The sequence below is a fragment of the Caballeronia fortuita genome (assembly GCF_001544835.2).
GTDB lineage: Bacteria > Pseudomonadota > Gammaproteobacteria > Burkholderiales > Burkholderiaceae > Caballeronia > Caballeronia fortuita.
In genome coordinates, this window is the sequence record NZ_FCNX02000013.1 from 224081 (window position 1) to 237899 (window position 13819).

Genomic DNA, 13819 nt, shown 5'->3' on the forward strand with positions numbered 1-13819 from the left:
GAACGTGTCCTTTGATTATCGTTCGATGTTCGGGTCGAATGCCCGGGCGATGGCGTCCGCGATGCGCGGCAGCGGCAATATCGACACCGCCGCGTTGAGCGTGGCCGCCGCTTTCGGCATGCCATAGACGGCGCTCGTCGCCTCGTCCTGCGCGATCGTGTGATAGCCCTTCGCGCGCATCGCCTTCAGTCCGATCGCGCCGTCGCGGCCCATGCCGGTCAGCAGCACGCCGAGCGCGCGTCCGGTCCATCGCTCGGTCACGCTCTGAAAGAACACGTCGACGGAAGGGCGATACGGCAACTGCTCCGGATGCGCGGTATAGCCGAGGCGCGATGCATCGATGAAATGCAGATGGTCGTTGGTCGCGGCGAGCAGCACTTCGCCGGGCGCGGGCCGGTCGCCTTCGCGCGCGATACGCACGCGCAGCGCCGATTGCGCATCGAGCCATTGCGCCATGCCTTCAGCAAACGCGCGGTCCACGTGCTGCACGATGACGATCGCCGCCGCGAAGTCCTTCGGCAATGCGCCGAGCACGGTCGCGAGCGCGGACGGCCCGCCCGCCGATGCGCCTATCGCAACGAGACGTTCGCCGCTTTTCATCGTGGCCGGCATGCCCGACGATGCGAGCCGCGCGCCGATCTGATCGATCTTCGCGATGAGGGCCGCCGCGCCGCGACGCGCATCGGCGCCGGCGAGCGCGGGTGTATCGACGGCATCGAGCGCGCCTGCGCCCATCGCTTCATAAACGCGCCACGCATTCGCGCCGACATCGACGGTGACGACGAGAATCGCGCACGGCGAACGTGCCATGATGGTCCGCGACGCCTGCACGCCATCGACCTTCGGCATGACGAGATCCATCAGCATGACATCGGGCGTGTGCGCCGCGCAATAGTCGATGGCCTCCTGGCCGTCATGCGCGACCCACGCGATCTCGAAGTCGGGCCGCGACGCGAGCGCGCGCCGCAACGCTTCCACCGCGAGCGCAACATCGTTGACGATACCGATCTTCATGTTTTCGCCTCGCCGATGAGATCGCGCACGGCATCGATCAGCGCCTGGTCGTGGAAGCTGCCTTTCGCGAGGTAATAGTCCGCGCCCGCATCGAGGCCGCGCTGACGGTCTTCCGCGCGGTCCTTGTACGACACGATCATTACCGGCAACGCGGCGAGTTGCGCGTCGCGCTTGATGAGCGTGACGAGCTCGATGCCGTCGAGACGCGGCATGTCGATATCGGTGATGACGAGATCGAAGTCCGCGCCGCGCACCGCGTTCCAGCCGTCCATGCCGTCGACCGCAACGGAGACGTCGTAGCCGCGCGACGCGAGCAGCTTGCGTTCGAGCTCGCGCACCGTGAGCGAATCGTCGACGACGAGCACGCGCTTCGCGCTCGCCACGCTCGCACGCGCAGCGCCCGCGCCGACGCGCCCGAGCTCGCCGCTGCCGACGAGCTTTTCCACCGAGCGCAGCCAGTCGTCGAGATCGGCGATGAGCAACGGATCGCCGTTCTCCATCAGTGCGCCCGCCGCGATGTTGCGCACCTTGCCGAGGCGCTTGTCGAGCGGCTGCACGACGAGCATGCGCTCGCCGAGAAAGCGATCGACGACGACGCCATAACTCGCCGCGCCCTGCCCGATCACGACGACATCGAGCGCATCGCCTGCGGCTTCGAACGCCGCGGTCTGCAGAATCTGATGCGCGGTGACGAGGCCGACGCGCTTGCCGTCGAACGAGAAATGCTGCTGGCCTTCGAGCATGTCGATCTCGCTCGCGGGCAAGACGAGCGTGCGCGCGACATGCGCAAGCGGCAATCCATACGGCTCGCCATCGACCTCGACGATCAGGCTGCGGATCACCGAAAGCGTGAGCGGCAATTGCAGCGTGAAGCGCGTGCCCGCGTGCGCTTCCTGCGTCACACGCACGCTGCCGCGCACTTGCCGCACGACGTCGTGCACCGCATCGAGACCGACGCCGCGGCCGGATACATCGGTGACGGCATCGCGCATCGAAAAGCCGGGCAGAAAGAGGAATTCGAGCAGTTCGCTCTCGGTGAGACGTGCAGCCGTGTCGTCGCTCGCGAGCTTCTTTCGCACGACCGCGCGGCGTAGCGCATCGAGATCGACGCCCGCGCCGTCGTCGGACACGCTGATGAAAAGCGAGCCTGCGCTATGGCGCGCGTCGAGCGTGATCGTGCCGGTCTCCGGCTTGCCGAGCGCGCGCCTGAGCGACGGCTCCTCAATGCCGTGATCGATCGCGTTGCGCAGCAAATGGCCGAGCGGGGCGTCGAGCAGATCGAGAATGTCCCGATCGACCTGCGTCGTTTCGCCCGTGATGACGAGACGCACGTCGCGGCCGAGCCTCCGCGCGACATCGCGCACCATGCGCGCGAAGCCGCCGGTTGCATCGACAAAGGGACGCATGCGGCACGCGAGCGCCTCGTCGTAGATCTGCTGCGCGAGATGCGTCGAGCGACGATCGAAGTTTTCGAGTTCAGACAGACGCGCGCTCAGTTGCCGATGCGCTTCCGCTGTCAGACGGCGCACTTCGTCAAGCGCGGCGCGCGCGCGCGCATCGAGCGGTGCGGCGTTCGTGTCGGTCAGCGTTTCATGCAGGCGTTCGAGCGCGCGGCTCGCGTCGTGCTGAATGCGCTTCACGCGCAGCATCGATTGCGAAAACGGCTTCAGCCAGCGCGATTCGACGAGCGATTCGCCCGAATGACTCAGCAGGCGATCGAGCGTGTCGGCGCGCATGCGCAACATGCGGGCCTCGTTAGTTCGCGAAGGCGCGTGTAACGGCTCGGGCGCTGGCGGCGCAAAACCTTCGGCATCCGTATCATTTCCTTCGATACGCGCGTGGAGGCTGGCGACGAACATATCGACTTCGCGTTCGAGCGCGCTTTGCGCATCGGCGTCCTGCGCTATGCCGATCTGCACGATCAGATCGACGCCGCGCAACAGCATGTCGATATGGCCAGCATCGAGCACGATGCGCCCATCCTGCGCCGCAACGAAGCAATCTTCCATCGCATGCGCGAGCGTCACGCCGACCGGCACGCCGACCACGCGCGCCGCGCCCTTCAGCGAATGCGCGGCGCGCATGCTCGCTTCGAGCGTGACGGGATCGCGCGGCGCGCGTTCGAGCGCGATGAGGCCATCGGCCAGAATCTGCGCCTGAGCGCGCGCCTCTTCCTGAAAGAGTTCGAGCAGCGACGAGCGGCCCGCATCGATGCTCGTCATGTGAGACTCCGGTTCAGGCTGTCGATGAGACGGTCGGCGTCGAGCAGTCCGGCGGTCGCGGCCTTGAACGCGGCAACCGCGTGCGCGTGCGACGATAGACGTTGCGCAAGCGTTGCCGGTACGGGCTGAAGCTGCGCGGGCGTGAAGCGATGCACGCCGTCGACGGCATCGACGGGAAACGCGACCGGCGCTTCGTGCTCGCCGTTGCCGCATTGCATGACGATGAGACGCCCGAGCTCGCGCGCATCGAGCGACACGTTCTTTGCCGCGCCCTCGTTCGTTTCGATGCCAAAGAGCCGTGCAAGCGATACGCAGACGATCAGTCTGCCGCGCACGTTGACGACGCCCAGCACCGCGCGATTGCGCCGATGCGGCAGCGAATGCACCGGCCGTAGTTGCGCGACTTGCGCGCAGAAGGCCGTCGGCAAACCGAGCCATTCTCCGCCGATGCGGAACACGAGGCACGAAATGGCTTCGTTATCCGCATTGCTCTTATCGGCATTCGTCGATGCCACGATCGACGTGCGCCCTTCCACGCGATCGAGCACACGTGCGGCCGCTGCTTCGTGGACCGGGCAGTTGCGGCAATGTACGTAACGTGCGAGCTTCGGGCACGACGCATCGCCGCGCACGCCGATGCGGTTCCAGCAATCGTCGATATCGCGTGCGTTCATCGCGCGGCTCCGCTGATGCGCCCGGCGCGCGCGAGCAGAAGACGCGCGCCGCTTTCATCGCCATCGAGCGACAGGCACGCGGCCAGATGCGCAAGCGCCTCGCGATGCGCGGGATCGAGATACAGCGCACGACGATAATGCCCGCGCGATGCCTGACGCTCGCCACGCGCATCGGCGATCACGCCGAGCAGATAATACGCATCCGCGTTCGACGGATGTGCGCTCAAATATGCATGCGCCGCGCGCGCAGCGTCATCGAGCTGGCCGGCGTCGGCAAGCGCGCGCGCATGCGTGAGGTTAGCGGGTTCCTTCGGCGCCTCTTCCCGCGGCGTCATGACCGGCGTCGCGCGAACTGGCGGCGGTGCGCTCGCCCATGCGGGCAGCACGAACGCGGGCTTGATCGGCTTCGCGATGATCTGCGGATCGTGCTGACTGTGCGGAGCGTGCTGACTGTGCGGCGTGTGCTGCCTGGGCCATCCACCTCGAAACACGTTCGCGCGTTCGTGCTCTGGGCGATTGAACGCAAACGCGAGCGGAATGTTCGCGGAGCTCATGCCCTCGCGCATCAAAAGGCCCGTTTCCGCCGGACCGACGAACAGCGTGCCGCCTTGCGCGAGCAATCCGTCGAGCACGCGCAGGGCGGCGCACTGTGTATCGCGATCGAAATAGATCAGCACGTTGCGGCACAGAATGAAATCGAAGCGCTCGAAAGCGAGCGCATCGAGTTGCAGCAGATTCGCCTGCGAAAAGCACACGCTTTGCGCGATGGCGGGATCGAGTTGCCAGCCGCCGTCGCTCGCAACGAAGTGACGGTCGCGATAATCGAGCGCGCGTCCGCGAAACGCGTTACGCCCGTAATGCGCGCGGCGTGCGATCGCGAGCGCGCGTTCGCTGACGTCGATCGCATCGATCGTGAAGCGCTCGGCGGGAATGCCCGCCTCGAGCAGCGACATCGCGACCGTATAGGCTTCTTCGCCCGTCGAGCATGGCGCGCTCAACACGCGCACCGGTTTCGCGGGACGCTCGTGCAGACGCACGCGCGCAAGACGCGCGAGCGCGGCATACGCTTCGGGATCGCGGAAGAACCACGTCTCGGGCACGACGACCGCGTCGATCAGCTCCTGCATATGCGCGCCGTCCTGCGTCACCGCGCGATAGTAGTCGTCGAGCGTGCCGCCTCGTTCATCGCGCCACAGGTGGTAACGCTCGCGCACCGCGCGCGCTACGGCATTCGCGCCGATCGATTCCGCATCGAGCCCGATCGTGCGATGCAGCAGGTCGATGAATCGGCCGACGCCGGACGAATCGTCCGCGAAGGCGTTCGGCAACGCGCTCATGCTTCGCTCCCTGCGAAGAGCAGCGCCTGCACGTCATCGGGCAACAGATGCTCGATGCGCACCCATTGCAGCAGCCCCGCTTCATCGCGCGTGAGCGGGCCGAGGTAGCGCGCGTGCGGCGTGTCGATGCCCGCATCGGTGAACGACCCGGCATCGAACGTGACCGTGCGCGTCGCCTGTTCGAGCAGCAAGCCGAGCCGATGATATGTCCGCACGCCATCGCCGCCGATACGCGGATAGGCGACGAGCGCAAGCCGCGTCGACAGTCTTTCGCGCGACGCACGCGAAAGCGCAAGCGCCGCGATATCCACGACGGGCACGCTCGCGCCTTCGTAATCGAGCACGCCCGCGACCCATGCAGGCGCGCCCGGCAGCGCCTTCAGCGGCGCGAGCGGCAGCATGCGCTCGATCTGCGCGCTGTCGAGCAGATAGCGATCGGAACCGAGGGTGAACTGGACGAAGAGCATCGGCGCCGGTCTTCAGGCCGCGATCTTGAAGCGCGATACGCCGGTGCGCAGGCCGTTCGCGACGTGCGTGAGGTCGTCGATCGCCTGCGTCGACTGGCGCAGCGATTCGGCCGTCTGCTGCGCGGCCTCCGAAAGTTGCGACAGCGCCTGCGATATCTGATCCGCGCCGGTGGCCTGCGTCTGCATGCCTTCGTTGATCATCGAGACGCGCGGCGCGAGCGTCTGCACCTGATGGATGATCTGCGAAAGCTGGCCGCCCACTTGCTGCACGTCGAGCATGCCGCGGCGCACTTCCTCGGAGAACTTGTCCATGCCCATCACGCCCGCCGCGACCGCCGACTGGATCTCCTTCACCATCTGCTCGATGTCGAACGTGGCGACCGCCGTCTGATCCGCGAGACGGCGAATCTCGGTTGCGACGACCGCGAAGCCGCGTCCGTATTCGCCCGCCTTCTCCGCTTCGATCGCCGCATTCAGCGAAAGCAGATTGGTTTGATCCGCGACTTTCGTGATCGTCGCGACGACCTGATTGATATTGCCCGCCTTCTCGTTGAGGATCGCGAGCTTGCCGTTCACCGAGCCGGCCGCTTCCATTACAAGGCGCATGGTTTCCTCCATGCGTGTGAGGCCCGCCTGACCGGTGCCCGCGAGCGCCGCCGATTGCTCCGCGACGCCCGAGACTTCGTTTATCGTTCGCACGAGATCGCGCGCGGTCGCGAAGATTTCACGCGATGTCGCGCCGATTTCCGTCGTCGTCGCGGCGGTTTCGCTCGCGGTGGCCTGCTGCTCGCGCGCGGTCGCGGCAATCTCCGACACCGACGTCGTCACCTGCACCGCCGATTTCTGCGCCTGACTGACGAGGCCCGTGAGTTCGTCCGTCATGCGGTTGAAGCCCGCTTCCAGCGTGCCGAATTCGTCGCGGCGCGCGAGTGCGAGCCGCTGCGTGAAGTCGCCGGTACGCATCTGATCGACCACGTCGACAAGACGCAGCATCGGCACGGTCAGCGCCTTCATCAGCATGAAGCCGAGCACCGACGCAGCCACGATCGCCATCAGCATGATGACGATGAGCGTCACTTCCGATTTCTGCACCGAGCCGCGAATGCTCTCCACCGACTTCGCGTTGAAGGTCTCGTTATGATCGACGAGCGCGCGCGCCGCGCTCTGCCCCGCTTCCCATGCGGGCGTGAGACGCGTGTTGAAGGTCGCGATGGCCACGTCCTTCGCGCTCGCGAGTTCGCGCAGCGTCTGATCCTGAACCGGAAAGTAGAGGTCGTGCTGGCGCTTGAAATCGTTGAAGAGGCGACGGTCTTCGTCTTCGAAGATCGTCGGCACGTAAGTGTCCATCAGCTTGTCGATCGTGGCGCGCGTCTGTGCGAGGCGTTGCGTGTCGCGGCGCGTTTCTTCCGCATCGTTGTCGATGAAGACGAGCCGCTGCGTGATCGTGTAGTTCTCGAACCATGCCGCGCGCAGATCGCTGGACAGCGAGAAGCCGACCATCGAATCGTCTTCGAGACTCTTCGCTTCGCGATCGATTCCGCCGAGCAGCGTGTACGAGAGCGCGGCCATGAGCAGCATCAGAATGAGGATGATGCCGAAGCTCGCCAGAATGCGATGCCGAATGGACAGTTGCTTCACGCGTTTGAGCCCTATCAGTGAAAAAGGACGGCTGCCGCGACGCGCGAACATGCGAGGCGTCGCGGGTACAGCATGTTTTCGCGCGTGAAAGCCGCGCTGCCAGACCGTGTTAACGGCCGATTGTGGCTGCGCTTGAATTCGATGTCTCGAGATGAATCGTTTCGCCGTGTGTCAGCACGGTAAACGCGTCTGCGGGCAGCCCCGCGCGGCGCACGGCTTCGGCGAGCCGGCGCGGCGGCTCGTCGAGTGGTTCATCGGTCAGTTCGAACGTGCCCCAGTGAATGCCGATCGCCTTCTTCGCGTGCACGTCCTGGAAGATGCGCACCGCTTCCTCCGGATCGACGTGCTGCGCGCGCATGAACCAGCGCGGATCGTAGGCGCCGATCGGAATGAGCGCGAGATCGAAGCCGCCGAAGCGCGCGCCGATATCGCGGAAGTCCGGCGAGTAGCCCGTGTCGCCCGCGAAGTAGAACGAGTACGGATGCGCCGCGCCCGCGGGCGTCTTCACGACCCAGCCGCCCCACAGCGTTTCCGCACGGTCGAACGGCGTGCGCGCGGACCAGTGCTGGCTCGGGACGAACCAGATATCGAGGCCGGCGGCGTGCGTTTCGTCGCTCCAGTCGAGTTCTTCGACGTTGGTCACGCCGGCATCGTTCATCCATTGCTTGATGCCGAGCGGCACGAGAAAGCGCGGCGCTCCGCCGGTTTGGCGGTTGAGCATCTCGATGCTCGGCTTGTCGAGATGATCGTAGTGACTGTGCGAGATCAGCACGATGTCGATATGCGGCAACTCGTCGAGCGTCAGACCGGGCGGCGTCCTGCGTTTCGGGCCGGCGAACGAGAATGGGGATGCGCGCTCGGAGAACACGGGATCGGTAAGGATGTTGACGCCGTCGATCTGCAGCAGCGCGCTCGCGTGGCCGATCCACGTCAACGTGTTTTCCGTGCGATTGGCTTGCAGCCACGCGATGTCGGGATGCGCCATCGGAAAGCGATAGCCGTTCGCGGGCGGCTTCGGCAGGCCTTGCGTGAAGCGCTCCCAGCGCCACTTCAGAAGCGATTCGCGCGGCAGGTGGCCGTAGTTGTTTTCATAGCCCGATGACGTGTGCTTCGCGTGATGCAGCGGCTGCGGCGCTTGCGATGCGGTCGCCGACGCGGGTTCGTCGCTGTGCGCATCGGTGCCGGACGCGCAGCCTGCAAATAGCGCAAGTGCGCAGGCGGCGGAGGAAGAGAGAAGTCGCATGTTCTGCCGGGTTACATGCCTCGGTGGATATCGATTGTACGAAATGCATGCCGAAAAGCGCTCATGCGCGCTTTCCTGACTAGCTAGCAAAATGCGGGCTTCCCCGCCGTACAAGGCGCAAGGCGCGAATTCGCCCAATGGTCAGGCCATTCGGCCCGCTTCTTGCATAACCGAACCCCGGCGCCAACAGGCGCCATCGAAAAACCAATCGCGGCGCGTGCTCTTTTTTAATGCGGCTATCGCACTCAGGCACGTAGCACGCCGGCGTCAGGAACGGGGGCTTCATGGGCAGCAGTCAAAGAAAACACGCCGTACGTACGTTCAACCCGCAACTGCATACGTTGCACGCGATGCTGGTATCGCGCGCGGCGTCGCACGTGGCAAGCGCAATGCGGCCCGAAGGCCGCGACGAGGCGCTCGCGGAAGGTATTGCCGAGGTGATCGCCCATTGCGGGCATGCGGGGCTCGGACTCTTTCTCGCGGCGGTCTGGCACTGGCTCGATGAACGCGACTACCACGAAGCCGCCGACACCGTGCAGCACTATATCGAAAGCGGCACGATGCCGACGGTCAAGCCGACGCCGCAACCGGTGCGACGCCGCGACGCGCGTATCACGTAACGAAGCCTTAGCGCGTTACGTGCCGAACCATCCCGCATCGACGTAATAGTCGCGCGCGGTGCAGCGCGCCGCATCGTCGGATGCGAGGAACAGCACCATGCGCGCGACGTGCTCCGCATCGATCCGCTCGTGCAGGCATTGTTGCGCGAGCAGCTTTGCCTCGCTCTCGGGCGACTGCCACAGTTTCATTTGACGCGGCGTGCGTACCGCGCCAGGAATCACCGTGTTCACGCGAATGCCATGCTCGCCGAGTTCGCGCGCGAGGCCGCGCGTGAGTCCTTCGATCGCGGCCTTCGCGGTCATGTAAAGCGTGAGATCGGGCAGCGCGAGATGCCAGGATATCGAGCCCATGTTCACGATCGAACCTTGCGCTTGCGTGCGCATGCGCTTCGCCGCGGCCTGCGCACAGAAGAACTGATGCCGCAGGTTCACGGCCATGCGCTCGTCCCAGTATGCGGCGCTCACGTCTTCCCAGTGATGGCGGTCGTCGTTCGCGGCGTTGTTCACCAGCACGTCGATGGTGCCCGCATCGCTCGCGATCTCGTCGAAGGCTTTCTCGATGGCGCTCGCATCGCGCAGATCGCAGTGCAGGAACTTCGGCGCGTGCTTCTCGCTTGCGAGCGTCTGTTCGACTTGCCGCGCATCGGCCTCTGCGACATCGATGAAATAGACGCGCGCGCCCTGCTTCGCGAACGCCTCGACGATCGCCGCGCCGATGCCGCTGCCGCCGCCCGTCACGACGACGCGCTTGTCTGCAAGACTCGGATAGATAGCGTAGGACATGGCCGCTCGCTCAATGTGAATGACGCGGATTGCCGCGCGTTTCGATGACCTTCAGATACAGCGTCGCGGGTTCGAGACATCCGCCCGTCGACAACTGCCCGACCGTCTGCCGATACAACTCCTGCCACGGCGTCTGCGCGACCGGCACGGCGAACGCGGACTGCGCGCGACGGCTTTCGAGCTCGGCTTCGTCGAGCAGCACGTTCACGCTGCGCGCATTCAGATCGACGCGAATCCGGTCGTTCGTGCGCAGCAGCGCGAGACCGCCGCCGACCGCCGCTTCCGGCGACATGTTGAGGATCGACGGGCTCGCGGACGTGCCGCTCTGGCGCCCATCGCCCATGCACGGCAGCGAATCGACGCCTTGCTTGATGAGTTCCGCAGGCGGCGCCATGTTCACGACTTCCGCGCTGCCCGGATAACCGACAGTACCGCAGCCGCGAATCACGAGAATGCAGTGCTCGTCGATGTCGAGCGACGGATCGTTGATGCGCGCGTGATAGTCCTCGGGGCCATCGAAGACGATCGCGCGCGCTTCGAACGTGTTCTCGGCGCCCGGCTCGCTTAGATAGGTCTTGCGGAACGCATCCCCGACGACCGACATCTTCATGATCGCGCTGTCGAAGAAATTGCCCGACAGGACCATGAAGCCCGCGCCGTGCTTCAGCGGATCGGTGGCGGTGCGGATCACGTCGTTGTCGGCGGCGGGCGCGCCGCTCGCAATCTCGCCGATCGTGCGGCCCGACACGGTGAAGCAATCGCGCGCGATGAGTCCCGCCTCGTCCAGTTGGCGCATCACGGCAGGCACCCCGCCCGAGCGATGAAAACTCTCGCCGAGATATTCGCCCGCCGGCATGCAGTTGACGATCAGCGGCACTTGTTCGCCGTGACGCTGCCAGTCATCGAGACTGAGTTCGATGCCCATGTGCCGCGCGATCGCAATCAGATGCGGCGGGCAATTCGTCGATGCACCGAGCGCGGACGCGACGACAATCGCGTTGATGAACGCCTCGCGCGTCATGATCTTCGACGGCTTCAGATCCTCGCGCACCATGTCGACGATGCGCTTGCCTGTCGCATACGCCATCTGTCCGCGCTCGCGATACGCGGCCGGAATGCTCGCGCACGTCGGCAAGGACATGCCGAGCGCCTCGGCGAGACTGTTCATCGAGAGCGCGGTGCCCATCGTGTTGCAATGTCCGATCGACGGCGACGATGCGGTCGTCAGACGCATGAAGCCTTCGTAGTCGATCTCGCCTGCCGCGAGCAGATTGCGCGCGTGCCAGATGACCGTGCCCGAACCGACGCGCTTGCCTTCGTGCCAGCCGTCGAGCATCGGGCCGCCCGAGAGAACGATCGCGGGCATGTCGACGGTGGCCGCCGCCATCAGGCACGCGGGCGTGGTCTTGTCGCAGCCGGTCGTGAGCACGACGCCATCGAGCGGAAAGCCGTGCAGGATTTCGACGAGGCCGAGATACGCGAGATTGCGGTCGAGCGCGGCGGTCGGACGGCGGCTCTGCTCCGCGAGCGGATGCACGGGGAATTCCATCGGGATGCCGCCCGCATCGCGTATGCCGGCCTTCGTGCGCACAGCGAGTTCGATGTGGTGACGATTACACGGCGCGAGATCGCTGCCCGTCTGCGCGATGCCAATGATCGGGCGTCCCGACTGCAACTCTTCGCGCGTCAGGCCGTAGTTCATGAAGCGCTCGACGTAAAGCGCGGTCATGTCGGCGTGCGAGGGATCGTCGAACCATTCCTGGCTGCGCAGGCGTTTCGTATTCTGCTGGGTCATGGGGTCTCTCTCCATTCAGACACAGTCGTTCGACGCTGTGTTCATGATTTGCGTTACCGGTAACATCGCTATCAATGTTAGCACGCAGACGCCGCGATTCTCGGCTCAGGCGCTTTCGCGCGCCAGCACCGAATAGGCAACGCGTATGCGCTTGCCGGCCGGTCCCGCGACCCTGTGCTCACGCGCCTCGAGCGCCGCGAGCAGGGTTTCGCCGGTGCGCAGGCCGATGCCGTAAGCGTCGACGGAAATCGTCGTGATCGATGGCGTGCAGCACGCGGCGACTTCAAAGTTGCCGAAGCCCGCGACGGCGATATCGTTCGGCACCGAGAGGCCGCGCCGATGGCATTCCATTATCGCGCCGAACGCAGACATGTCGCTCACGCACATCACGGCTTGCGTATCGGGCCAGGCGTCGAGCAGCGCGGCCATTGCGGGCGCGCCGTGACTCATCGTGATCGGGGAATCGCCAAGACGAACGATGCGCTGATCGTCGAGGCCGAGCGCCTTCATCTGCGCGCGAAAACCCTTCAGCCGATCCAGCCCGCGCCGGTCCAGCTCGCTCGCGCCACCCAGGAAGCCGATGCGCTCGTGTCCTTTAGCCGCGAGGTATCGCACCATTTCCCGCGCCGCGCTGACATTCGAGAAGCCGACAGCGGCATCGATCGGATCGGACGGCGAATCCCACATTTCCACGACGGGCACGCCGGAGCGGCGCAGCAGCGTGCGCGTGGCATCGGTATGGCGCGCGCCGGTCAACGCGATGCAGCGGGGCTGATGGCGCAGCATCGAACGCACGAGCCGCTCCTCGCGATCGAGATGGTAGTCCGTGTCGCCAATCAGCAATTGCAGGCCGTGCGGTTCCAGCGAGGCGGACAGGCCGCGCACGGTATCGGAGAAGTTGGAGCTCGCGAGCGACGGCACGAGCACGGCGACGAATTCCGAGCGGCCCGACGACAAGGCGCCCGCGGCGGCATCGGCGACGTAGCCGAGGGCGTCGATGGCTTGCTGCACGCGCTCGCGCGTGGCGGACGCGACGCTGTGACCTGCGAGCACGCGCGAGACGGTCATCTTCGAAACGCCGGCGAGACGCGCGACGTCAGACATGCGCGGCGGGCCGGCGGAAGGATCGAAGGCAGCTTCGGACATGCAGCGCTAGTCCTCAGTCGACCCGGACCCAGCCGTCCGCGCGCTGCTCCAGGATGATGTGCAGCTTCGTCTCGCCGGCTTCGCGGTCGGAGGCGGTCACTTCCGGGAAGGCGCGCTTGATGTCGCGGTCGTCGGCCCACGACGCCACGTTTTCGAGCTTGTACGTGTAGGTGACATCCGAGCGGTGCGCGGTGGGATCGGGCTCGGTCCAGCCGACGACCTTGTCCAGCTTGACATGCGCATAGCAGAGCATCCACGCCCGCGGGTCATTCGTGGCGTTGGGATCGCCGGATGGCCGGCTCGTTTCGACCGCGAACTTCTGCCCTTCGCCGGTCAGGCCGTACGCGATGCCATCTTGCTTTGCATTGGCATTCGCCGACGTCGGCGCCGCGCGCGCGATCAGTCCGCTCTTTTCGAGCGCGGCGAGCTGTTCGCGCAGCGCGCCAGCTGAATACTCGTTGAGATCGCGATTGCTATAAACCGATGGAAACGTGTACGGGCCGCGGCCGCTGCGATTCAGGCATAACAAGCCGCGGTTCGTTTTCATGTCGGCGGAAATCGCGTCGCCCAGGCTGGACTCGCTTGCATCGTTCTTCTTGCCGCACGCCGAAAAAAGCAGCGTGGTGCCGACGGCGGCAATCAACAGGCTCGTTCTCATATGCGCTCCGGTTGGTGTCGACATGATGGGTGCAACCTTTCGACGCCATTCTACCGACTGCAAGTGCGCATCGGAGACGGGATGGCGCCGGAACAGACTCGGCCACCGCAAAATGCGCACCCCAACGCAAAAACCCCACCTTTGCGGGGTGGGGTTTTTGTTTGGAGCATGAGGAGCCTGACGATTACCTACTTTCACACGGGAATCCGCACTATCATCGGC

Annotated in this window: 12 protein-coding genes; 1 reads left to right on the plus strand and 11 read right to left on the minus strand. The window is 65.3% G+C overall.

Going from position 1 to position 13819, the window contains the following annotated elements; genetic code table 11:
* Window positions 1–15: 15 nt before the first annotated feature.
* From AWB77_RS24400 to AWB77_RS24430, 7 genes are read right to left on the minus strand one after another with little or no spacing between them, the layout of a single operon-like run.
* On the minus strand, window positions 16–1014 hold the full coding sequence (locus AWB77_RS24400) for a chemotaxis response regulator protein-glutamate methylesterase (RefSeq protein ID WP_061137004.1): 999 nt from the start codon (window positions 1012–1014) through the stop codon (window positions 16–18).
* On the minus strand, window positions 1011–3236 hold the full coding sequence (locus AWB77_RS24405; protein ID WP_061137005.1) for a hybrid sensor histidine kinase/response regulator: 2226 nt from the start codon (window positions 3234–3236) through the stop codon (window positions 1011–1013). Before AWB77_RS24405 ends, AWB77_RS24400 begins: the two co-directional genes overlap by 4 nt.
* Entirely contained in the window at window positions 3233–3910 is a 678-nt protein-coding gene (locus AWB77_RS24410; protein WP_061137006.1) for a chemotaxis protein CheW, read from the minus strand. The genes AWB77_RS24405 and AWB77_RS24410 overlap by 4 nt, the downstream gene beginning before the upstream one ends.
* Window positions 3907–5247 (minus strand): CheR family methyltransferase, encoded by a 1341-nt coding sequence (locus tag AWB77_RS24415; RefSeq protein WP_061137007.1) that lies wholly within the window; start codon window positions 5245–5247, stop codon window positions 3907–3909. Before AWB77_RS24415 ends, AWB77_RS24410 begins: the two co-directional genes overlap by 4 nt.
* Window positions 5244–5714: a chemotaxis protein CheW gene (locus AWB77_RS24420; RefSeq protein WP_061137008.1), complete on the minus strand. Its 471-nt coding sequence runs from the start codon at window positions 5712–5714 to the stop codon at window positions 5244–5246. Before AWB77_RS24420 ends, AWB77_RS24415 begins: the two co-directional genes overlap by 4 nt.
* Before the next feature lie 12 nt (window positions 5715–5726).
* Entirely contained in the window at window positions 5727–7403 is a 1677-nt protein-coding gene (locus tag AWB77_RS24425) for a methyl-accepting chemotaxis protein (protein ID WP_244158635.1), read from the minus strand.
* Window positions 7404–7461: 58 nt separating this feature from the next.
* Entirely contained in the window at window positions 7462–8595 is a 1134-nt protein-coding gene (locus AWB77_RS24430; protein WP_061137009.1) for an MBL fold metallo-hydrolase, read from the minus strand.
* Window positions 8596–8879: 284 nt separating this feature from the next.
* On the opposite strand from AWB77_RS24430, the gene AWB77_RS24435 reads away from it, so the two are divergent.
* On the plus strand, window positions 8880–9215 hold the full coding sequence (locus AWB77_RS24435; protein WP_061137010.1) for a hypothetical protein: 336 nt from the start codon (window positions 8880–8882) through the stop codon (window positions 9213–9215).
* Window positions 9216–9230: 15 nt separating this feature from the next.
* Here the strand turns inward: AWB77_RS24435 and xylB are convergent, their stop codons facing one another.
* The 4 genes from xylB to AWB77_RS24455 all read right to left on the minus strand — a co-directional run.
* The gene (gene xylB / locus AWB77_RS24440) at window positions 9231–9998 is read right to left on the minus strand and encodes a D-xylose 1-dehydrogenase (protein WP_061137011.1); all 768 of its coding nucleotides are present in this window, start codon (window positions 9996–9998) and stop codon (window positions 9231–9233) included.
* Between the two features lie 10 nt (window positions 9999–10008).
* The gene (locus AWB77_RS24445; protein ID WP_061137012.1) at window positions 10009–11793 is read right to left on the minus strand and encodes an IlvD/Edd family dehydratase; all 1785 of its coding nucleotides are present in this window, start codon (window positions 11791–11793) and stop codon (window positions 10009–10011) included.
* 105 nt (window positions 11794–11898) lie between these two features.
* Window positions 11899–12939 carry a LacI family DNA-binding transcriptional regulator gene (locus AWB77_RS24450; protein ID WP_208601559.1) on the minus strand — a complete coding sequence of 347 codons (1041 nt, stop codon included), beginning with the start codon at window positions 12937–12939 and terminating at the stop codon, window positions 11899–11901.
* Between the two features lie 13 nt (window positions 12940–12952).
* Window positions 12953–13819: SEN1982 family lipoprotein (locus AWB77_RS24455; protein ID WP_244158636.1), on the minus strand; the 867-nt coding region annotated here is incomplete at its 5' end.